The 20333-nt window shown below is 71.9% G+C and carries 17 protein-coding genes and 1 tRNA gene; 10 read left to right on the top strand and 8 right to left on the bottom strand.

Annotated elements, in window-relative coordinates; genetic code table 11:
* Positions 1-116: 116 nt before the first annotated feature.
* Positions 117-1139, bottom strand: a complete 1023-nt coding sequence (locus ACFWTE_RS00920) for a LacI family DNA-binding transcriptional regulator (protein ID WP_378776572.1) — start codon at positions 1137-1139, stop codon at positions 117-119.
* A 221-nt stretch (positions 1140-1360) separates the two neighbouring features.
* On the opposite strand from ACFWTE_RS00920, the gene ACFWTE_RS00915 reads away from it, so the two are divergent.
* The 3 genes from ACFWTE_RS00915 to ACFWTE_RS00905 are packed head-to-tail and all read left to right on the top strand — an operon-like array spanning position 1361 to position 4469.
* Positions 1361-2668, top strand: coding sequence for an ABC transporter substrate-binding protein (locus ACFWTE_RS00915; RefSeq protein WP_378776570.1), 1308 nt, complete (start codon positions 1361-1363; stop codon positions 2666-2668).
* Positions 2669-2724: 56 nt separating this feature from the next.
* Positions 2725-3570, top strand: a complete 846-nt coding sequence (locus ACFWTE_RS00910; RefSeq protein ID WP_378776693.1) for a carbohydrate ABC transporter permease — start codon at positions 2725-2727, stop codon at positions 3568-3570.
* Positions 3570-4469 (top strand): carbohydrate ABC transporter permease, encoded by a 900-nt coding sequence (locus tag ACFWTE_RS00905; RefSeq protein ID WP_378776568.1) that lies wholly within the window; start codon positions 3570-3572, stop codon positions 4467-4469. The genes ACFWTE_RS00910 and ACFWTE_RS00905 overlap by 1 nt, the downstream gene beginning before the upstream one ends.
* A gap of 48 nt (positions 4470-4517) precedes the next feature.
* Here ACFWTE_RS00905 and ACFWTE_RS00900 read toward each other — a convergent pair whose 3' ends face one another.
* On the bottom strand, positions 4518-5066 hold the full coding sequence (locus ACFWTE_RS00900; RefSeq protein WP_378776566.1) for a TetR/AcrR family transcriptional regulator: 549 nt from the start codon (positions 5064-5066) through the stop codon (positions 4518-4520).
* Between the two features lie 54 nt (positions 5067-5120).
* On the opposite strand from ACFWTE_RS00900, the gene ACFWTE_RS00895 reads away from it, so the two are divergent.
* Entirely contained in the window at positions 5121-6164 is a 1044-nt protein-coding gene (locus tag ACFWTE_RS00895) for an FAD-dependent monooxygenase (RefSeq protein WP_378776564.1), read from the top strand.
* Between the two features lie 89 nt (positions 6165-6253).
* Here the strand turns inward: ACFWTE_RS00895 and ACFWTE_RS00890 are convergent, their stop codons facing one another.
* On the bottom strand, positions 6254-7417 hold the full coding sequence (locus ACFWTE_RS00890; RefSeq protein ID WP_378776562.1) for an alpha-hydroxy-acid oxidizing protein: 1164 nt from the start codon (positions 7415-7417) through the stop codon (positions 6254-6256).
* A 295-nt stretch (positions 7418-7712) separates the two neighbouring features.
* On the bottom strand, positions 7713-9476 hold the full coding sequence (locus ACFWTE_RS00885) for an ABC transporter ATP-binding protein (RefSeq protein ID WP_378776691.1): 1764 nt from the start codon (positions 9474-9476) through the stop codon (positions 7713-7715).
* A gap of 139 nt (positions 9477-9615) precedes the next feature.
* On the opposite strand from ACFWTE_RS00885, the gene ACFWTE_RS00880 reads away from it, so the two are divergent.
* Positions 9616-10209 (top strand): TetR/AcrR family transcriptional regulator, encoded by a 594-nt coding sequence (locus ACFWTE_RS00880; protein ID WP_378776560.1) that lies wholly within the window; start codon positions 9616-9618, stop codon positions 10207-10209.
* A 74-nt stretch (positions 10210-10283) separates the two neighbouring features.
* Here the strand turns inward: ACFWTE_RS00880 and ACFWTE_RS00875 are convergent, their stop codons facing one another.
* The gene (locus tag ACFWTE_RS00875) at positions 10284-10577 is read right to left on the bottom strand and encodes a GroES family chaperonin (RefSeq protein ID WP_378776689.1); all 294 of its coding nucleotides are present in this window, start codon (positions 10575-10577) and stop codon (positions 10284-10286) included.
* 154 nt (positions 10578-10731) lie between these two features.
* On the opposite strand from ACFWTE_RS00875, the gene ACFWTE_RS00870 reads away from it, so the two are divergent.
* Together ACFWTE_RS00870 and ACFWTE_RS00865 are read left to right on the top strand one after the other, a co-directional pair.
* A tRNA-Ala gene (locus ACFWTE_RS00870) sits at positions 10732-10804 on the top strand.
* A 409-nt stretch (positions 10805-11213) separates the two neighbouring features.
* Positions 11214-13310 carry an ATP-dependent DNA helicase gene (locus ACFWTE_RS00865; protein WP_378776558.1) on the top strand — a complete coding sequence of 699 codons (2097 nt, stop codon included), beginning with the start codon at positions 11214-11216 and terminating at the stop codon, positions 13308-13310.
* Positions 13311-13444: 134 nt separating this feature from the next.
* Here the strand turns inward: ACFWTE_RS00865 and ACFWTE_RS00860 are convergent, their stop codons facing one another.
* Positions 13445-13972, bottom strand: a complete 528-nt coding sequence (locus tag ACFWTE_RS00860; protein WP_378776556.1) for a DUF6315 family protein — start codon at positions 13970-13972, stop codon at positions 13445-13447.
* A gap of 174 nt (positions 13973-14146) precedes the next feature.
* Positions 14147-14494 (bottom strand): hypothetical protein, encoded by a 348-nt coding sequence (locus ACFWTE_RS00855; protein WP_378776555.1) that lies wholly within the window; start codon positions 14492-14494, stop codon positions 14147-14149.
* A gap of 224 nt (positions 14495-14718) precedes the next feature.
* Here ACFWTE_RS00855 and ACFWTE_RS00850 point away from each other — a divergent pair, with 224 nt between their 5' ends.
* Positions 14719-16263: a hypothetical protein gene (locus tag ACFWTE_RS00850; protein ID WP_378776553.1), complete on the top strand. Its 1545-nt coding sequence runs from the start codon at positions 14719-14721 to the stop codon at positions 16261-16263.
* 77 nt (positions 16264-16340) lie between these two features.
* Here the strand turns inward: ACFWTE_RS00850 and ACFWTE_RS00845 are convergent, their stop codons facing one another.
* Positions 16341-17159: a glutamate racemase gene (locus ACFWTE_RS00845; RefSeq protein ID WP_378776551.1), complete on the bottom strand. Its 819-nt coding sequence runs from the start codon at positions 17157-17159 to the stop codon at positions 16341-16343.
* Positions 17160-17402: 243 nt separating this feature from the next.
* On the opposite strand from ACFWTE_RS00845, the gene ACFWTE_RS00840 reads away from it, so the two are divergent.
* Complete coding sequence (locus ACFWTE_RS00840) at positions 17403-18854, top strand: FAD-binding oxidoreductase (protein ID WP_378776549.1); 1452 nt, start codon at positions 17403-17405, stop codon at positions 18852-18854.
* A gap of 61 nt (positions 18855-18915) precedes the next feature.
* Positions 18916-20202, top strand: a complete 1287-nt coding sequence (locus tag ACFWTE_RS00835) for a class I SAM-dependent methyltransferase (protein ID WP_378776547.1) — start codon at positions 18916-18918, stop codon at positions 20200-20202.
* Positions 20203-20333: the final 131 nt, after the last annotated feature.

Genomic DNA, 20333 nt, shown 5'->3' with positions numbered 1-20333 from the left:
GGAAGGTCGCGCGGTCTCCGCACCGCCCGCCAGCCCCTGCCCAGCCGGACCGCCGTGTCCCCCGGAAGCCGGCCGTCCAGGTCCGCGCCGGCCCCGTGTTCCCGGGGCCGGCAAAGTCACGAGGACAGGTCGCGCCTGCCCCGCGGGGAGGCGGTGGACTGCCGCAGGATGATCCGGGTGGGCATCTCCACACGGGTGTCGGGCCGCTCGGTCCCGTCGAGCACACCCACGGTGAGCCTCCCGGCGGTCAGCCCGATGTCGTAGGGCGCCTGGTCCACGGTCGTCAGGTCCAAGGCGGCGGCCGCGTCGTGGTTGTCGAACCCCATGAGGGAGATCGCGTCGGGCACGCGCACCCCCGAGCGCCGCAGGATCCGGTGCGCGCCCATCGCGAGGCCGTCGAACTCCGCGAGCACCGCCGTGGGCGGGTCGTGGTCCGACAGGAGTTCTCCCATGGCGAGTTCGCCATCCGTGTGTCCGGTCGCGTTGCCGACACTCCACGGGGTCAGGCCGGCGGCGGCCATCGCCGCCTCGTACCCCTCCAGCCGGTGCCGCGAGCTGTCGCTCGACCACTCCTCCAGCCGGGACCCGATGTAGGCGATCCGGGTGTGCCCCAGATTGAGCAGATGCCGGGTGGCCCCGGCGGTGCCCGCCCGGTCGTCGATGTACACGCCGGCCCGCCCCGGGGCGCTCTGCCCCACGAGCACCACGGGCACCCCGACGTCGTCCAAGCGGTGGCACTCCTCCTCGGACAGGTCCATCGAGACGGTGATGACGGCGTCGGTGTTGCGCCGGAGGGGGAGCGCGCGTGTCCAGCCCTCGCGGGCCCGGGTCTCGCCGACCTGGTAGACGAGCATGTCCAGGTCGGCCTCGCGCAGTGCGTCGCTGATCCCCGACAGCGCAGCCCCGAAGAACCACGGCTGGAGGAAGGGCACGATCACCGCGACACGGCCCGTGCGCCCGGTGACCAGGCCCGACGCGTTGCGGGATACCACGTAGGAGAGTTCGTCGGCGGCGTGTTGGACACGTCGGCGTACTTCGGGGGCGACCCCGGGCGCACCGCGCAGGACGCGGGAGACCGTCGAGAGCGAGACACCCGCCCTGTGGGCGACGTCCCGCATGCTCGCGGGTTGGCTGCGCATACCGCCCACGTTAGGAGCGGGCCGCGTGTCGTGGCAACGTTTTCAAGGAGACGGTCAAAAACCGGTCTGCCATTCGCCTGGTTGTAGGCAGATCCGGATACGTTCTGTGTTGACTGGATCACACGGTCGGTGGCATCGCTTTCGCACGACACCGGGGGGATGACTCAGAACACGCTCGACGGCGCGCGCCCGGCCATCGCCCGGCGCGGAAGGAGAGAGGCATGGCAGAGCTTTCACGCCACAGGAGACACGCGGTGCGCGCCGGGGCGGCAGGGGTGGCCGCGCTCGGCCTGACCCTGGCGACCGCTTGCGGAACACCCCCGGGGGACAAGCCCGAAGGGGCGGGGGAGACCGCCGGACTCGCCGAGGACCCGCAGTTCGTGTGGGCGGTCACCGGAGCGGACCGGCAGGTCCACGAGTCCGTCGCCCGCCTCTGGAACGAGAGGAACCCCGACCAGCAGGTCGACATCTTCTTTCTCGCGCCCACCGCGGACGAACAGCGGCGGGCCATGTTCCAGGACCTCCAGAGCCAGGCCGGGGAGTTCGACGTCCTCGGCCTCGACGTCATCTGGACCGGCGAGTTCGCCGACTTCGGCTACCTGGAGCGCCTGGAGGACCTGCGGGGCGAGGTCGAGGGCGTCAGCCTGGAGGGTGCCATCGACAGCGCCCAGTGGCAACAGGAGCTGTACGCGCTCCCGTACTCGTCCAACGGGGCGTTCCTCTACTACCGGACCGACCTCATCGACGAACCGCCCACCACGTGGGAGGAACTGTACGAGACGGGCACCGAGGCGGCCCAGGAGGCGGGCATCTCCGGTTACGTCGGCCAGGGCGACCAGTACGAGGGGCTGGTCGTCAACTTCCTGGAGCTGTACTGGTCCGCGGGCGGGCAGCTGTTCGACGACGACCAACAGCAGAGCACCCTCCTGGAGGGCGACGCGGCCGCCACGGCGCTGGACTTCATGACCGAGGCCTACGACAGCGGCTTCTACGCCGAGGGCTTCGACTCCATGGTCGAGGACGACGCCCGCGCCCTCTTCCAGGCGGGTGAGGCGGTGTACATGCGCAACTGGCCCTACGCCATCCCGCTCCTGGAGGGCGAGGACGGCGAGGAGAGCGCGGTCGTCGGGAACTTCGCCGTGGCACCGCTGCCCACCTTCACGGGCGAGGGCACGACCAGCGCGCTCGGCGGGCTCAACAACGCTGTCAGCACCCTGAGCGAGAACAAGGACCTGGCCCGCGAGTTCGTCCTGTGGGCGGCGACCGACCCCGAGGCCCAGGACGTCATGGCCTCCCAGAGCCTGCCGCCGACCATGCAGAGCGCCTACGAGGACGCGGAGGACCCCAACCTGGAGGTACTCGGAGAGATCCTCGCCGACGCGCAGGCGCGTCCGCCGGTGCCGGGCTACAACTCGATGTCGCTGGACATGCAGGAGAGCGTCCACGCGGCCTACCTCGGACAGGAGGACCCCAGGGAGGCCCTGGAGGCCATGGACCAATCGGCGAACGAAGCCCTAGAGCAAGAGTAGGTCCGATGGCGAAGACCCGGAGCGTCCGTACACGCCGCGGCCTGGGCGAGCGGGCTATGGGGCGGATCTTCCTCGCCCCGTCGTTCGCGTTCATGGCCGTCATCGCCCTCTTCCCGGTGTTCTACGCGATCGGGATGAGCCTCTACAACATCCGTGGATTCCGCCAGGAGTTCATCGGGATCGACAACTACACGCGGGTCCTGAGCGACGCGGGGTTCTTCAACGCGGTCGGGAACACCCTCGTGTTCACCGTCGCCTCGGTGGCGCTGGAGTTCGTCGTCGGGATGGCGTTCGCGCTGATCATGCACCAGGCGTTCGTCGGCCGCGGCCTGACCCGCGCGGTCATCCTGGTGCCGTGGGTGATTCCGACCGCCGTCGCCGCCCAGGTGTGGCGGTACATGTTCGACCACAACCCGGGCTTCGTGAACTCGGTCCTGGGCGCGGACATCAACTGGCTGCGCGACCCCGCGTGGTCCATGGCCGGCATCATCAGCGCCGACGTATGGAAGACCGCCCCGTTCGTGGCGCTCCTGCTGCTGGCCGGGTTGCAGACCATCCCGAAGGACTACTACGAGGCGGCCAGGGTCGACGGCGCCACCGTGGTCCAGCGGTTCTGGTTCATCACCCTGCCGCTGCTGCGTCCGGCGATCGTCGTGGCACTGCTGTTCCGCACGGTGGACGCGCTGCGCATGTTCGACTTCGCGTACGTGTTCGCCGGGTACTCGAACTCGCTCGCCACCCTGTCCGTGTACGCCCAGCGCTACCTCGTCGCGGAACCGGAACTGGGGTACGCCAACGCGCTGTCCACCGTCACGTTCGTCATCGTCATGATCGTCGGCCTGGCCTTCATCAGCCGCATGGGCCGCCACATGGTCGGCGACGTGGCGCGGAAGGAGAAGTGATGACGGACGAGACGGTGAAACCGAGCGGGCCGGTCCACCGGCCGCGCCGCAGGATGCACCCGGCGGTGGGCAACACGCTCAAGCTGCTGGGCCTGTTCCTGGTACTGGGCTGGTGCCTGTTCCCGTTCCTGTGGATGGGGATGACCAGCCTCCGGTCGGGGGCGGTGGCGCTGACCGACCCGAACATCTTCCATGGGCCGTTCAGCCTCGCCAACTACGAGCAGGTCTTCGACCTGGGGTTCCAGTTCGCGCTGCGCAACTCGCTGATCGTGGCGGCGGTCACCACGGTCGTCTGCATCCCGATCGCGGCACTGGCGGGGTACGCGCTGGCCCGGCTGCCGATGGCGGGCAAGTTCGCCCTGCTGGCCGCCACCCTGGTGGCGACGCTGTTCCCACCGGTGGCACTGGTCAACCCGCTGTACCAGGTGTACCTGAAGGTCTACGAGTGGACCGGGGTCAACCTGCTCAACTCCTACGCGGGCATGATCATCCCGTACGTGGCGCTGACCCTGCCGCTGGCGATCTTCATCCTCGCCACGTTCTTCGCGGGCATCCCCCGGGAGATCGAGGAGTCGGCGAAGGTGGACGGCGCCACGCCGTTCCAGGCGTTCCTGCGGGTGGTGGCGCCGCTGGCGGCGCCGGGCGTGGGCGCGGCGGCCATCCTGACGTTCGTGTACGCCACGAACGAGTTCCTGCTGGCCTTCTCGTTCGCCCCGCGCGATCTGAACGTGCAGACCGTCCCGGTCTTCGTGGGCACGTTCGAGCGGGTCGGCTACGAGAACCCGATCGGCCAGATCATGGCGGCGTCGGTGCTGGTCTCGGTGCCGCTGATCATCTTCGCCCTGGTCCTGCAGCGCCGGATCGTGGCGGGTCTGACCTCGGGGGCCGTGAAGGGCTGAGCGCGGTCGGCGGGAGGGGCCGGGGGAGCCCCGGGCCCTCCCGCGGCGTCAGCGGAGGCAGGCCCGGACCACGCGCAGGACCTGCGCGGGCGGCTCCGCGAGGTCGGGGCGGGTGAGGCCGCGCATGACGAGCCCGTCCACGTAGGCGGTCAGGGTGCGCGTGGCGGCCTCGGGGTCCGGGGCCCCCAGGTCGCGGGCGATCCGGGCGGTCCACCGGTGGAGGGCCTCGGCGCCGCGGGCCAGCGACGCGCCCACCTCGGGGTTGTGCGCGCCCTCCACGGCCAGTGCGTACCGGGCGGAGGTGAGGACGCGGTACGTGGTGGTCGCGGCGGTGACGTACCCGGTCAGGGCCTCGGCGAGGTGCCCGTCGTCGGCCAGGGACACGTCGTAGAGCGTCGCCCAGATCTCCCGGTCCTTCTCCTCCAGCCGCTCCACGACCCCCCGGATCAGGGCCGCCCTGGTGCGGAAGTGGTTGGAGGCCGAGCCCTTGGGCAGCCCGGCGGCGGCGTCCACCCGGCCGTGGGTGAGGGCGTGGATCCCCTCGGTGCCCAGGAGGGTCAGGGCGGCGTCGACGGCACGGATCCTGGTGTGCGACATGGTCCCACTATAATCGTAGTGACAGATTACTATGATCGTAGTAATGTGCTGGGCATGAACGGAAGAGCGCTCGTCGTCGGAGGGGGCATCGCCGGACTGGCCGCCGCCCGCGGTCTCCTGGAGGGAGGATGGGAGGTCGAGGTCCGCGAACGCCTGGACGGCCCGCCCGACATCGGGGGCGCGCTCATGATGTGGCCCGGCGCCATGGCCGCCCTCGACCGGATCGGCCTCGGCGACCGGGTGCGTGAGCGCGCCCGGCGCCCCGCGGGAGGGATGATCGCGTCCCCGTCCGGCCGTGCGCTCCTCACCGTCGGCGGCGAACGCACCGGCGACCCGCACCTGATCTCCCGGGCGTCCCTGCTCACCACCCTCCTGGAAGGGCTTCCGGAGGGCGTCGTCCGCTGGGACGCACCCGTCACCCCCGAGGAGGCCCGGGACGCCGGAGGGTTCGACGCGGTCGTGGGCGCCGACGGGATCAACAGCCTCGTCCGCCGGACCGTCGCCCCCGGGGCGCGCCCCCCGCGCCCCCTCGGAACCGTCGCCTTCCGGGGCACCGTCCCCGGGTCGGCCGACCTCGCCGTCGAGACCTGGGGGAGGGGGAGGCTCTTCGGGGTCACCCCGATGGACGCGCACACCACCAACTGGTTCGCCTCCGTCCGCGACGGGCTCCTCCGCGGACAGGAGGGGCGGGACCCGGTGGAGCTGCTGCGCGCCCTGTACGGGGACTGGCACCCCGTGGTCGCCCGGGTCCTGGACGCGCTCCCCGGCGCCGGGGTGGACCGGCGGGTCCTGTACGACCTCCCCGCCTTCGGGAGCTACACGCGGGGCCGCCACGCCCTCATCGGCGACGCGGCCCACGCCATGGCACCCAACCTCGGACGCGGCGCCTGCGAGTCACTGGTCGACGCGGCCGCCCTCGCCGAGGCGCTCGTCGCCGAACCCTCCGTGGGGCGGGCCCTGGACCGCTACGACCGCGTGCGGCGCCCGCCGACGCGCCGACTCGTCCGGGCCTCCAGGGCGCTCAACCGCGGGGCCACCGCCGTCCGGTTCAGCGCCCCCCGGGAGGGCGTGATGCGGTTCGTCGGCCGTTTCACCTGAGAGGCGCCCGCGCTGACCGGCCGCGACGCGCCCGCGCCCGAGGCCGGGGAGGCGGGCCCGCGCGGAACCGTCGCCGACGCGGCACCGGGTCAGCGGCGGGTGACGTCGTCGCGGCCCAGATCGGCGACGTTCCGGCCCATCAGCTCCGCCGTGATCTGCAGCTCGGCCAGGGTCGCCCGCAGCACGTGCTCGACCCCCGCCGCGCCGTCCACGGCCAGCCCGTACACCCAGGGGCGCCCCAACAGCACCGCCCGGGCGCCCAGCGCCATCGCCACGGCCACGTCCGCGCCCGACCGCACCCCCGAGTCGAACAGCACCGCGGCCCGGTCGCCGACGGCCTCCACCACCTCGGGCAGGGCGTCCAGGGCCGCCACCGCGTTGTCGATCTGGCGGCCACCGTGGTTGCTGACCACGACCCCGTCCACGCCCGCCGCCACCAGCTCGGCAGCCTCGTCGCCGCGCACGACGCCCTTGACCAGGATCGGCAGGTCCGTCCAGTCGCGGATGCGCGCGATGTTGTCGGTGCTCAGCGACTGGCTCGCGAACGCGCCCAGGAAGTGGAACACCGCCTCGGTGAAGACCCCGCCCGGCTCCGGGTCGGCTTTGAGGCGCGACCGGAACTCCGGGTCGCTGAAGTAGTTCGCCGTGCCCTGGCTGCGCAGGAACGGCAGGTGGCCCAGCGCCAGGTCACGCGGTCTCCACCCCAGCCGTTTGGTGTCGGCGGTGACCACGATCGCCTTCGCCCCCGCCGCGGTCGCCCGCCGCACGAAGGACTCGGCCAGTGCGTCGTCGCTGGGCCAGTACAGCTGGTACCACCAGGAGTCGACCGCCTCCGCGACCTCCTCCATGGGCGTGGACGCGGCCGTGGACAGCACCACCGGTACGCCCAGGGCGTTCGCGCCCCGGGCCACGGCCAGCTCCGCCTCCTCGTGGACCTGCTCCAGAACGCCGACCGGGGCGGTGAGCAACGGGGTCGGGTAGTGCTCCCCGAACAGGGTGACCCCCAGGTCCCCGGTGCTCTCGGACCCCGGCCGCAGGCTGCGCGGACGCAGCGCGTACCGGTCGAACGCGGCCACGTTGGCGTCGGCCGTGCGCTCCCGCCCGGCACTGCCCTCCACATAGCCGAACGGCCCCGGCTCCATGGCCTTCTCGGCCAGGTCGCGCAGGTCATCGTGGTGGTACGGCAGGTGCGGCAGGGTGCCGTTGGTCGCGTCGGCGTAGACGCGGTCCTGGTACTGGGCGAAGTCGCTCATGGATCCCTCGCTGGCGCCGGGGCGCCGGGTGCGGGCGCCGGGGCCGGCGCACGGAACGGACAGGCAGGCCCCGGGCGGTGGGAGGAGCGCCCCCGGCGCCCGGGCCCCGAGCCGTTCGCGCCGACCGGCTCAGGGCGGATGCTACCGGGCACCCGGGTGACGCACGTCACCCGGGTGCCCGGTGGTCACGGCGACACCGCAACCGTGGCCGGCACGGGCGCGCGGGCCGGGGAGCAGCCCTCCCTGCCCGCGTGCGGGAGGCTCGGGGATCGCCTCCGCCACGGGGCCGACGGGTTCAGGACGAGCCGACCGCGAGCCCCTCGTCCCGGACACCTTCCCTGTCGGCCTCCGCCCCGTCGATGTGCAGTGCCGCGACCAGCTCCCGGTACAGGGGGTCCCGGTCCAGCAGCTCCCGGTGCGTGCCCTGGGCGCGGACCCGGCCGTCCTCCATCAGCACGATGGTGTCGGCGTGGATCACCGTCGACAGCCGGTGGGCGATCGTGACGACGGCCTTCCGGTCGGCGTGGCGGCGCACGCTGTCCGTGATCGCCGCCTCCGTGATCGCGTCCACCTGCGAGGTCGCCTCGTCCAGCAGCAGAACGTCCGGCGAACACAGCAGGGCGCGGGCCAGGGCGATGCGCTGACGCTGGCCGCCGGAGAACGACGTGGCGTCCAGCGGGGTGTCCAGGCCCTTCTCCAGGGTGTCGATCTTGTCCGCCAGCCCGACCTCCCCCAGGATCCGGCGCACGTCCTCCTCGGAGGCGTCGGGTCTGCTGAACAGCAGGTTCTCGCGGATGGTCCCCGGGATCACCGGAGTGTCCTGCTCCACGTACGCGAAGTGGCCGCGCACCTGCCTCGGGGTGAGCGAACGGTAGGGCGTCCCGGCCAGCGTCAGTTCCCCGTCCTCCGGTTCGAGGAAGCGCAGGAGCAGGGAGAACACCGTGGTCTTGCCCGCGCCGGACGGGCCGACGACGGCCGTGTGCCCCCGTCGGGGGATGCTCAGGTCGACCCGCTCCAGCGCCGGCGCGGCACCGGGCGCGTACCGGGCCGTGACCCCGCGCAGCTCCAGCAGCGACTCCCCGTCGCCGTCCGGGGCGGAGAGCGGGACGTCGGGTCCGTCGGAGGACGGTTCGAGCGGGATGGCCTCGACCTCGCGGATGCGCTTGGCCGCGGCGATACCGGACTGGAGGGTGGTGACGCTCTGGGAGAGTTCCATCACCGGCGACATCAGCGTGAACGCGTAGAGCAGGAAGGCGATGAGGGTGGACACCTCCATCGCGCCGGCGGTGACCCGCAGCGCGCCCACGCCCAGGATGGCGATGATGGAGATCTGGATGCCGCCGTACGCGATCGTCCAGGCCACGGCCTCGCGCTTCACCGACCGCACCCCGTGGCGTGCGGCCTCCTCGGCGTGCTCCAGGATCTGGCCGCCGAGCCGTTCCTCGGCGCGGCTCACCTTGACCGTGCGCACGGCGCGCAGGGCTCCGTCCAGCACGGCGCCCATGAGCCCCAGCGAGTTCTGCGCCTTCTCCTGCGCCTTGGCGATGGCGGGCATCAGGGTGAGGAACAAGACCGTGACGACGAGCACGGCGGTGAACGTGACGGCGAGCAGGACCAGGTCCAGCACCCCCATCATGACCAGGGTGCCGACCAGCAGGACACTGCCGTTGACGAGGCTGATGACGCTGTTGGAGGCGGCCTCGCGCAGGAGCACCGTGTCGGAGGTGACCCGGGTGACGAGTTCGCCCGAGGAGCGCCGGGACATCGGGATGAGCGCGGCCCGGAAGTAGCGGCGCACCAGGGAGGTGCGCGCATCGAGGACGACCTTCTCCGCGACCGTGCCGAGGAGGATCCAGTGCCACAGGCCGAACACGACGCCGAGTCCGAACAGCCCGAGCAGGAGGCCGATGGGCCCCGTGAGGCTGCCCGCGTCGGCGACGGTGTCCAGGACCAGCTTGATCACCATCGGGTTGGCGAGTTCGAGCGCGGATCCGAGCAGCGCGAGCACCAGCCCCAGCGCGAGCTTCCTCCGGTGCGGGCGCACGAACGACCACAGCACCCGGAGCTGGGCGAAGCGGGGCTCCGGAGGCCCCGTCGAAGGGTCAACTAATACCGCAGATCGTTCAGTCATGATCTAAATTAGGTCATATGTGACCGATTATTGTCAACCAAGAACCGACAAGCCTAGGATGATGGGCATGGTGAACAGCGCTCCCTCAGAGGAAGAGACGAGGACACGCGCACGCACCCGGCGTGCGATCCTCGACGCGGCCGTCAAGGTCCTCGGCGAGAACTCCGCGGCACCCCTGTCACAGGTCGCCAGAGCCGCGGGGGTCGCCCGCAGCACGCTCCAGCGCTACTTCCCCGAACGGGCCGACCTGACCAACGCCCTCGGCGAGTACGCGGACGAGCTGATCACCGAGGCCATGCATCGGGCGCGCACCACCGAGGGGACCGGGCTGGAGGCCTTCCGGCGCCTCATCCCCGAGTACTTCGCGCTCCAGAAGGTGATCATGCTGGCGTTCGGCAACGAGGAGGACTACACGGAGAGCCCCGAGGAGGAGTGCGGCGAGGCCGACCTGGCGCTCACGGCACTCATCGAACGCGGACACGCCGACGGCAGCATCGACCCCGCGATCTCCGCGGACTGGATGCAGCAGTTCCTCTGGGCGGGGCTCTACTCCGGCTGGTCCTACGTCAACACCGGACGCGTGTCGGCGTACGAGGCCCTCAACCTCTGCGTGCTCTCCCTGGTCAAGGTGGTCGCGACCCCGAGCGGCGGGCGCGGCTGACGCCCGCCGGGCGCGGGGGCGGGCCCGCCGCTCGGGGCGCGGCCCCGATCCGGCCGGCGGGACGGAGAGGCGGATCAGAGGTACAGGCCGGTGCCCCGCTCCGGCGCCTCGTTCGCGATCGCGTGCACGTCGCGCTCGCGCAGGATCACGTAGCGCTCGCCGTTCAACTCGACCTCGCCCTGCTCCTCCGGGTCGAAGAGCACGCGGTCACCGGTCTTCACGTGCCGGGCGCCGGTCCCGGCGCCGACGACCTCACCCCACGCGAGCCTGGTCGCCAACTTCACCGTGTCCGGAATGACCAGACCGGCGCTGCTGCGCCGTTCGCTCCGGTCCACGACCGTCTGCACCAGGAGGCGGTCGTGGAGCATCTGGATCTCAAGCTTTGATTCGGCCACCACTCCAGGGTATTCGTCCCCGTCCACGGCTATCGACCGGCCGTTCGTCCGCACCGGCGTCCCGACCGGCTCCGCACCTCGGGTACAGTACTTCTATCGCCGAGCGGGGTAACCGCCCGGCACACCAGGGGCTATGGCGCAGTTGGTAGCGCGCCTCCATGGCATGGAGGAGGTCTGGGGTTCGAATCCCCATAGCTCCACGAGACTCTGGGCGACCCTGCTCGGCGGACTTCGTCCGCCTCGCCGGGTCGCCTTCGTCGTTCCCTCTGGGGGACGACCCCCGAACCCCCCCGAGGCAACCCCCTGTGGCTTGGGTCGTGCTGGTCGGTGGGGCGGGTGGGGCGTCCCCCTGCAACGTGAGGCCGCGTCTCGCGGGTTGTGGATACGTCCCCCAAGGTCCACGGACTCAGGACGACCCTGCTTGCGCGTGACCGCGCTCGCCGGGTCGCCTTCGTCGTTCCCTCTGGGGGAGACCCCCCGAACCCCCCGAGGCAACCCCCTCTCACAGGTGTACGCGGAACCACCCGGACCGGTCGGCCCCGCAGGGGTCGGCCGATCCCGCCTGTGGACGGAGCCCGTCCTGTCCTCCCGGGCCGGTACTGTCGATCCGTGGCAGATCTCCCCGACGTTCCGACCCTGCTCGACGCCGCCGTCACCGCTCTCGGCGGCAGCCGCCGCGAGGGCCAGACGGCCATGGCCGACGCCGTGGCCTCTGCGGTCGACCAGCGCGAGCACCTGGTCGTCCAGGCCGGCACCGGCACCGGCAAGTCCCTGGCGTACCTGGTACCCGCGGTCAGACACGCGATGGACCAGAAGAGCACGGTGGTGGTCTCGACCGCCACCATCGCCCTCCAGAACCAGCTCATCGACCGGGACCTGCCGCGCCTGGCGGGGGCGCTGTCCTCGCTGCTGCCGCGCGAGCCCGCGTTCGCCGTACTCAAGGGCCGCCGCAACTACCTGTGCCGCAACCGGCTCCAGACCGCGGGCGAGGAGGCGGAGGACACCGAGCTGTTCGATCCCCGGCAGCTCTCCTCCCTCGGCCGACAGGTGGCCCGCCTGCACGAGTGGGCGGAGGAGACCGTCACCGGAGACCGCGACGAACTCGTTCCCGGCGTCAGCGACCTCGCCTGGCGGCAGGTGTCGGTCGGCGCCAACGAGTGCATGGGCGCCCGTATCTGCCCCTTCGGACAGGAGTGCTTCGCGGAGTTCGCACGCGAGGCCACCCAGGGCGTGGACGTGGTGGTCACCAACCACGCCATGCTCTCCATCGACATGTCGCAGGGCCGCCACATCCTGCCCGAGCACAACACCATCGTGATCGACGAGGCACACGAGCTCGTGGACCGGGCGACCTCCGTGGCGACCGGCAGCCTGAGCGAGCGCGTCGTCAACAGCGCGGCCAAGCGCGCGGCCCGCCTGGTCGAGCCGGGTATCAGCGAGCGCCTCACGGAGTGCGCCGACGGCCTGGCACTGATGTTCACCGAGTCGCCCGACGGCCGCCTGGACCACATCGACGAGGCCCTGGCCAACGCCGTCGCGGCCACGCGCGACGCCGCCTCCGGCTGTGTCACCGCCATCGGCCCCTCGCCGGGCGAGCTCGACCCCGACGGTGCCAGCGACCGCCGCCTGGCCCTGGCCGCGCTCGGCGAGGTGCACGACACCGCCGTGCGTGTCCTGGAGTCCTACGAACCCGCCCTGCGAGACCGCACCGAGGTGGTGTGGCTCACCAAGTCACCGGGCCGTCAGCCCACCCTCAACGTCGCTCCGCTCGCCGTCGGCGGGCTGCTGCGCGAGAAGCTCTTCGGGGACCGCACCGTCGTGCTGACCTCGGCCACCCTCACCCTCGGCGGCTCCTTCACCTCCCTGGCCCACCAGTGGGGCCTGGGCCGCGAGGTCGCCCAGGAGGCCGCGGAGCGGGCTGCCGCGGGCGGGCCCGGGGACGACCCGGACGGGACCTCCGGCACCGCCGGTCCGGACGGGGACGACGACGGTCCGCACCGGGCCGCGGGGGAGCCCCGCTGGCGCGCCCTGGACGTCGGGTCGCCCTTCGAGCACGCCCGTAGCGGCATCCTCTACGTGGCCACCCACCTGCCGCCACCCGGGCGCGACGGGCTCGCACCCTCCTACCTCGACGAGATCGCCGAACTCATCGAGGCCGCGGACGGCCGGACGCTCGGCCTGTTCTCCTCCATGCGCGCCGCCCAGCAGGCCAGCGACGAACTCCGCGACCGGCTGGACCAGCCGATCCTGTGCCAGGGGGAGGACTCCACCGGCCAGCTGGTCCGGCGGTTCACCGAGGACGAGCGCGCCTGCCTGTTCGGCACCCTGTCGCTGTGGCAGGGCGTGGACGTGCCCGGCCCGTCCCTGTCCCTGGTGGTCGTGGACCGCATCCCGTTCCCCCGCCCGGACGACCCGCTGGCCTCCGCGCGGCAGCGGGCCGTGGCCGCGCACGGCGGCAACGGCTTCCTGTCGGTGGCGGCCACCCACGCCGCCCTGCTGCTCGCCCAGGGCACGGGTCGGCTGCTGCGCTCCACCGAGGACCGGGGGGTCATCGCCGTCCTCGACCCGCGCCTGGCCACCGCCCGTTACGGCGGCTTCCTGCGCGCATCGCTGCCGCCCTACTGGGGCACCACCGACCCCGAGGTGGCCCGGTCGGCGCTGCGACGACTGTCCCAGCAGGCCGACCCCGCACCCGCGGCGGGCTGAGCCGGGCCGTCCCGGCCCCGCGGGACCGCACCGCCGCGCGCAGGGGGAGCAGGCCCGCGAACGCACGGCGGCCGGGCACCCGTCAGGGGCCCGGCCGTCAGCCGTGTGGTGTGTGCGAGGAGCCGCCGGCCCGGTCAGCCCCGGGTGCGGTAGCCGAAGAGGCGGACCGCGTACGCGGGGGCCTCGTCGTCCTCCGACTCCTGGATGAACCAGCGGTCGTCGTGCTCGCCGACCAGGAGCTCGTTCCACATCATGTCGATGAGCTTCAGGCGTGAGACCACGGACGACTCGGGGTCGAGGACGATCGAGTAGGCGTGGTCGGTCAGCCGCTGGGTGACCATGCCGACCGACTGGCCGTCCCAGATGGCGGGCACGGGGGCGTGGCCGACATCGACCCCGCACAGCCGCAGCTGCTCCACCTCCTCGTCGAGGGCTTCTGCGGCGAGGGCGCCGTCCAGCCGGAGGGCGTCCTCCAGCTCGTCGCGGTCCTCGTCCGTGCGCATGTAGGCGTGGTAGGTGCGGTAGCCGCAGGTGCGGCACTTGCGCCAGACGACGCAGCGGGCCAGTCCGTAGGCCGACTGGGCCTCGCCCACACTCTGGTAGTCGCTCACCTTGCGGATCATGCCGCATTCGCAACACAGGGCCGTGAGATCCTGCTTCATCAGAGTCCCCCCTCCCAGGCGAGTATGCGACGAACGGAGCCCGTTAGGGAACCCGTTCGGAGAGGAAGTCGCGGCAAGGAGTCGTCATCAATGCCCAAAATGACCGGGTAGAGGGTTTCGGACACGACCTTCCAGCCGCATCGGTGTGGCGAGTCTTACCCCGGCGGCACACCGCTACTCGTCCATCGACAGGCCGCGCTTGTTGCGTGCGCTCCAGTCGCGCATGCGCTGCGGGTAGCCGACGATCTGCACGTCATAGGCGGGGGTCGCCAGGTCACGGGCCACCTTGCGGATCACCTCGGGGGACCCGCAGCGGCGCCTGATCCACTCGCCGTCGGTGGCCACGGCGACGGCTGTCGTCTGTGTGGCAAAGGTTTCGGGCTCGACGAAGAACTCCACTCCCACCCGGCTCTTCGAGAACTCGATCAGCGCCTTGATGTCCGAATCCTCGGCGGCCCGGTCGAAGCGGGCCTTGCCCTGGCGATTGGCCTTGCGGAGTCCGAAGCGGTCTCGCCATCCCATCGGCGTCCATGCCTCCTCAGGTACTTCTGCGGGCGGTGTGCGCAACGGAGACCCGTGCCCGGGTCCCCGCAGGGGGCCGCAGTGTTCCAGAGTCTATCCGCCCGGTCCCGCGCCGATCGGGCCTGTAAACCCCACGCCGCAACGGTTCCACGCGTTTGCCGGACAGCCCTGTCACCACGCTGCTACGTTCTGTTCTCACGCGGCACCACCAGGGGGAGAAGAGCATGCCGATGTGGACGTGGGCAGGGGAAACCTCGCGCCGGCTCAGGGCGGCGGGGCAGATCGAGCTGGCCGAGGGGGTCACGGCGCTGCCCGTGCTCTGCGAGGCGGGGGACGCGGTCCGTGTGGAGGCGTTGGCCAGGTCGGCGCTGCGCACCGCACGCCGGCTGGTCGCCGAGGCGGGGAGCGCGAAGGCGGAGGTGCCGGGGGTCTTCGGGGCACCGACCCTGTTCTTCCTCGCCCACTGGCCCCTGGCGGTACGGGTCGGGGCGCTCGCCGAGGGGAGGCGTGCCCTCACCCAGGTGAGGGCGGCGTCCGCCGACGAACCGGGTCCGCACGAGCACGGCCCGCTGCCGGTGTCCCTCCGGGAGACCCTGGTGCGCTGCCACGCGAACGTCGACGCCCGGGGCACCTGCGAACTCCGGCGCGACCTGCTGTCCGCCCGCAGTCTGGCCGGATGGGAGCGCACCCCGGCCTGGCCCGCGTTCACCCTGGCCCGGGTGAACCTGCTGATCGACGAGGACCTGGCCGACCGTGCCGAGGCGGAGCTGCGGCGCTACGAGCACACCGCCACCGGGCCGGCCGTGCTCGGCGCCGACGGGGTGTTCACCCTCGTCCGGGCGCTGCGCCACCAGGACAAGCACACACAGGCCCTGGAGGCGCTCGACCGCATGGAGGCGGAGCTCGCCCTCGACGAGGCGAACCCGCGCCGTGAGGCCCTGCGCCGCCGTATCCGCTTCGAGCGGGCCCGCCTGCTCTCCTGGCTCACCAGGCTCGGCCAGTGCGAACCGCGCGAGGCCATCACCCCGCTGCCGACCGTCGAGGAGGCCGAGGCCCACCCGAGCCTGAGGCCCGCATGGGTGGAGGCCGTCGAGAACCTCGTCTGCCAGGGAGCCGTCCGCAACGACTGGCGCCTCGGGGTCCGCGTGACCACCTGGTCCCGTTACTTCGAGAGGGTCGGGGCTCCCCGCCGCGGCGCCGAACTCGCCCTCGCCGCCGCGCGCCTGGCGGCCGGACGCGGGGCCCGCTGGGTGGCGAGCTGCTCGGCCCAGCGCGCGGAGAGGCTGATCGGGGAGCTGGGCCGCACCGACGAGATCCTGGGCGACCTGGTCGAGGTCCGCGAGATGATCGGGGCGATACCCCCGATCACCCCGGCGGCGCCCGCCGAGCACATCCTGGAGTTCCTCCGCGCCCAGCCCTCCGACGAGGTCGACCCCGAGTTCCAGGCCGAGCAGGTCAACTGTGCCCTGGAGGGGATCCCCCACGACACCCCGCTCCTCAGCGCGCTCGGCCAGGTCGGGCGCACCCTCATGCTGTCGGACGCGGCCACCGAGCCCCAGTGGCGGCATGTACGGGAGAGGCCGGGCGACCAACGGGCCGCGCTCTCGCTCCTGGAGACGCTGCTCCACGACAACGACACCGCCGGTGTCCGCAACCTGGTGAGCACCCTCGCCGCAGGCGCCCTCAACGGCGCCTCCGACACGGAGGCCGAGGTCCGCACGGCGGCTGTGCGCGCGGTCCTGGCCGGAGCGCCCAGGGAAGCGTCCTAGATCTACTGACCCGGGAGCTCAGGGGGCAGCGGGGCGCTACCGGTGCACGGCAGGCGGCTGCCTCCGTACCGGGGGGATCAGGCCGAGGCCGTCGGCCACCCCACCCTGTCCCCGGCGGGCTCCGCTTCGGCGATCGCGCGCCCGGCCGGGTAGGCGAGGGCGGCGGAGGGCAGCCGGGAGGGTCGGCCGCTGGCCAGCACACGCACGAGGCCGGTACGGCCCTCGCCCGCGCGGGAGTCCGCGGCGGCGACGCGCCGCAGCGTCTGCGCGGTCACGGCCCCGGCGGCGGTGAAGAGTTCGACCCGGTCGCCCAGCACCGCGGAGATGTGCTCGCCCACGAGGTCGTAGTGGGTGCAGCCCAGCACCACGCCGCGCACGTCCCCCGGTGTGAGGTCGGCCGCGTAGGCGACGGCGTCGGCGATGAGCCGGGGGTCGGCCGACTCCACGGCCTCGGCGAGCCCGGCACAGGCCACCGGGGTCACGTCCACCTCACCGGCGAAGGTCTCGATCAGCTGGCGCTGGTAACCGCTGCGCGTGGTCGCCTCGGTGGACCAGACGGCGATGGGCCCTCCGGCCGCGGCGGCGGGTTTGATGGCGGGAACCGTTCCGACCACCGGCACGTCCGGCTCGAACGCTGCGCGGAGCTCGGCCAGGCCGTGGACCGAGGCGGTGTTGCACGGCACCACCACCGCGTCCAACCCCTGTGCGCCGGCGGCCTCGCAGGCGGCGCGGGCCCCTGCCAACGCGCGGGCGATCACCTGGTCCGGGGTCCTGGGACCCCAGGGCATGTGGTCCGGATCCATGGACAGGAACAGGTCGGCGTCCGGCCTGGCGGCGTGCAGGGCCGCCGCGGTCGAGAGCATGCCGATGCCGGAGTCTACGAGAGCGATACGCACGACCCCAGATCCTATGTCGTGCCCGCCTCCGGCGTGCCCACGCAGGTCCTCGAACACGGTCAACACGTGACCCGGGGATCACCCCAGGTAGACGGACTTCTGGGAAGACACGCCATAAATAGGGTGGCACAAGCCCGTTACCGCTAGGTAGAACTGAGGGGATCGGCCCATCCCAGCCGCTCCCCGCGGCCAGGGCCGGTCCGACCCACGCTGTGCGTCGCCGACACCGGAACGGGAACTGGGATGACTCCTCAACAACAGGGAACGAGCAGTGGCACCGCCGCAGGACGGCGTACGGGCTTCGCCGAGCACATAGCGGCGGTCCAGCGGGTCCGCCGCGACTACCGCGCGCTGCCACGGGACGTGCCGGTCCGGCTGGCCAAGCCCACGTCCAACCTCTTCCGCTTCCGCGAACCCGCGACCGGGCCCGCCCTGGACGTCTCCGGTTTCACCGGCGTCATCGCCATCGACCCTGTCGAGCGCCTCGCCGACGTCGGCGGCATGACCACCTACGAGGACCTCGTCGCGGCGACCCTCCCGCACGGGCTGATGCCGACCGTCGTCCCCCAGCTGCGGACCATCACCCTCGGCGGCGCCGTCACCGGTATGGGAATCGAGTCCTCCTCCTTCCGCAACGGCCTGCCGCACGAGGGCGTCCAGGAGATGGAGATCCTCACCGCCGCGGGCGACGTCGTCACCGCCACCCGGGACAACGAGCACAGCGACCTCTTCCACGGCTTCCCCAACTCCTACGGCACGCTCGGCTACAGCCTTCGCCTGCGCATCGAACTAGAGCCGGCCTCCCCCTACGTCCACCTGCGCCACCTGCGCTTCCACGACGCGGTCGGGGCGATGGACGCCCTCGCCCGGATCTGCGCGGACCTCGAACACGAGGGGCAGCCGGTCGACTTCGTGGACGGCGTCGCCTTCGGCCCCGACGAGCTCTACCTCACCGTGGCCCGATTCACCGACCAGGCCCCCTGGACCAGCGACTACACCGGGAACGACATCTACTACCGGTCCATCCGGCGCTACGCGGACCGGGGGCCGGGCGACTACCTCACCCTCCACGACTACCTGTGGCGCTGGGACACCGACTGGTTCTGGTGCTCGCGTGCCTTCGGCGCCCAGCACCCGCTCGTGCGACCCCTGTGGCCGCGCTCCCTGAAACGGTCCGACGTGTACCGCCGACTGGTCGCCTGGGACCGTCGGACCGATTTCTTCCGGCTCCTCACCCACTACCGGGGCAGGCGCCCCCAGGAACCCCTCATCCAGGACGTCGAGGTGGGCGTCGAGAGGGGAGCGGAGTTCCTGGACTTCTTCCACTCGGAGATCGGTATGACGCCGGTCTGGATGTGCCCCCTCCGGCTCCGCGAGCCCAGGCGGCCCTCACTGGGCGAGGACGAGCACGTCTGGCCGCTCTACCCCTTGGAGGACGGCCGCCTCTACGTGAACTTCGGTTTCTGGGGGCTCGTCGACATGAAACCGAACCAGCGCCGCGCCCACCACAACCGGCTCGTCGAGGAACGGGTCGCAGAACTGGGCGGACACAAGTCCCTCTACTCGGACTCCTTCTACACCGAGGACGAGTTCTGGCGGCTCTACAACGGCCCCGCCTACGCCGCGCTCAAGGAGGGCTACGACCCCGGAGGGCGGCTGCTGGACCTGTACGCCAAGTGCGTGCGCAACCGCTGACACCACAGGGGCGCGACCCGTGGGGGCGGGTCGCATCCGAGAGAGGTAAGGACAGAAGAGCATGCGTCTTGCCGAGATCTTCGAGCGCGTCGTCGGACCCGACGCGCCCCTCCGCTTCACCGCCTACGACGGCAGCAGCGCAGGGGACCCGAACAGCGACGTGACCCTGCACGTGCGCACACCGGTCGCCGTCAACTACCTGGCGCAGTCCCCGAACGGGCTGGGTCTGACCCGTGCCTACGTCTCCGGGCACCTGGAGCTGGAGGGCGACATGTACACGGCCCTCCGACACATGGCGGACTTCGCCTTCGCGGAGGGGATCAACGTGTCGGCCCGCGACCTCGCCGACATCGTGCGTTCCGTGGGGTGGGTCAAGTTCGTCAACCGGGTGGCCCCGCCGCCGGAGGAGATGACCCGGAGCCGACTGGTGTCCCGGGGCCGGCGGCACTCCAAGCAGCGGGACGCCGAGGCCATCCACCACCACTACGACGTCTCCAACGCCTTCTACGAGCTGGTCCTAGGGCCGTCCATGACCTACACCTGCGCGGTCTTCGACGACGGCGACGGCTCACCGGACAGGGTGGGGGACGCGGACGGGGCACTGGAGAGCGCCCAGTTCCGCAAGTACGAGCTGGTGTCCCGCAAGCTCGGCCTCGAACCGGGTATGCGCCTGCTGGACGTGGGCTGCGGCTGGGGCGGCATGGTCATACACGCCGCCCGCGAGCACGGGGTCCGCGTCGTGGGCGTCACGCTGTCCAAGGAGCAGGCCGAGTGGGCGGGCAAGAGGATCGCCCAGGAAGGGCTGTCGGAGCTCGCCGAGGTCCGGCACATGGACTACCGGGACGTGCCCGACGGCAGCTACGACCGCATCAGCTCCATCGGCCTGACCGAGCACATCGGCGAGAGGAACCTGGACGCCTACTTCGCCTCGCTGTACTCCAAGCTGGTCCCGGGGGGCCGTCTGCTCAACCACTGCATCACCCGGCCGCGCAACAACCTCAGGCCGATGGACACCGGCGGCGTCATCAACCGGTACGTGTTCCCCGACGGGGAACTGGCGGGGCCGGGGCGCATCCAGACCGCGATGAACGACGCCGGCTTCGAGATCCGCCACCAGGAGAACCTCCGTGAGCACTACGCGCTCACCCTGCGCCACTGGGGTGCCAACCTGGAACGCAACTGGGACGAGGCGGTCGCCGAGGTCGGTGAGGGCACGGCCCGCGTCTGGCGGCTCTACATGGCCGGATCCGTCCTCGGGTTCGAGCGGGACGTGGTGCAGCTGCACCAGGTCCTCGGGGTGAAGTTGGACGGTACCGCGGCGCACATGCCGCTGCGCCCCGGGTTCTGACACGGGTGCGGACCCCGGGGCGCCGGGGCCCGCGCCCGCTCCTGTTCGCGGAGAGGGGATTCCGGCCCGGCCGGGGTTCCGCCGGGGCGCGTTGGCGTCATCATGGACCGAGCCGCACCATCCAGAAGGGA

Source organism: Nocardiopsis sp. NPDC058631, assembly GCF_042716955.1.
Lineage (GTDB): Bacteria > Actinomycetota > Actinomycetes > Streptosporangiales > Streptosporangiaceae > Nocardiopsis.
This window is presented reverse-complemented; position numbering and strand designations above follow the sequence as displayed.

Coding starts and splice junctions, on each gene's coding strand:
- ACFWTE_RS00850 (WP_378776553.1), top strand. CDS start 14,719: ATGCCGATGTGGACGTGGGCAGGGGAAACCTCGCGCCGGCTCAGGGCG.
- ACFWTE_RS00905 (WP_378776568.1), top strand. CDS start 3,570: ATGACGGACGAGACGGTGAAACCGAGCGGGCCGGTCCACCGGCCGCGC.
- ACFWTE_RS00880 (WP_378776560.1), top strand. CDS start 9,616: ATGGTGAACAGCGCTCCCTCAGAGGAAGAGACGAGGACACGCGCACGC.
- ACFWTE_RS00840 (WP_378776549.1), top strand. CDS start 17,403: ATGACTCCTCAACAACAGGGAACGAGCAGTGGCACCGCCGCAGGACGG.
- ACFWTE_RS00860 (WP_378776556.1), bottom strand. CDS start 13,972: ATGAAGCAGGATCTCACGGCCCTGTGTTGCGAATGCGGCATGATCCGC.
- ACFWTE_RS00900 (WP_378776566.1), bottom strand. CDS start 5,066: ATGTCGCACACCAGGATCCGTGCCGTCGACGCCGCCCTGACCCTCCTG.
- ACFWTE_RS00915 (WP_378776570.1), top strand. CDS start 1,361: ATGGCAGAGCTTTCACGCCACAGGAGACACGCGGTGCGCGCCGGGGCG.
- ACFWTE_RS00890 (WP_378776562.1), bottom strand. CDS start 7,417: ATGAGCGACTTCGCCCAGTACCAGGACCGCGTCTACGCCGACGCGACC.
- ACFWTE_RS00855 (WP_378776555.1), bottom strand. CDS start 14,494: ATGGGATGGCGAGACCGCTTCGGACTCCGCAAGGCCAATCGCCAGGGC.
- ACFWTE_RS00875 (WP_378776689.1), bottom strand. CDS start 10,577: ATGCTCCACGACCGCCTCCTGGTGCAGACGGTCGTGGACCGGAGCGAA.
- ACFWTE_RS00920 (WP_378776572.1), bottom strand. CDS start 1,139: ATGCGCAGCCAACCCGCGAGCATGCGGGACGTCGCCCACAGGGCGGGT.
- ACFWTE_RS00895 (WP_378776564.1), top strand. CDS start 5,121: ATGAACGGAAGAGCGCTCGTCGTCGGAGGGGGCATCGCCGGACTGGCC.
- ACFWTE_RS00910 (WP_378776693.1), top strand. CDS start 2,725: ATGGGGCGGATCTTCCTCGCCCCGTCGTTCGCGTTCATGGCCGTCATC.
- ACFWTE_RS00835 (WP_378776547.1), top strand. CDS start 18,916: ATGCGTCTTGCCGAGATCTTCGAGCGCGTCGTCGGACCCGACGCGCCC.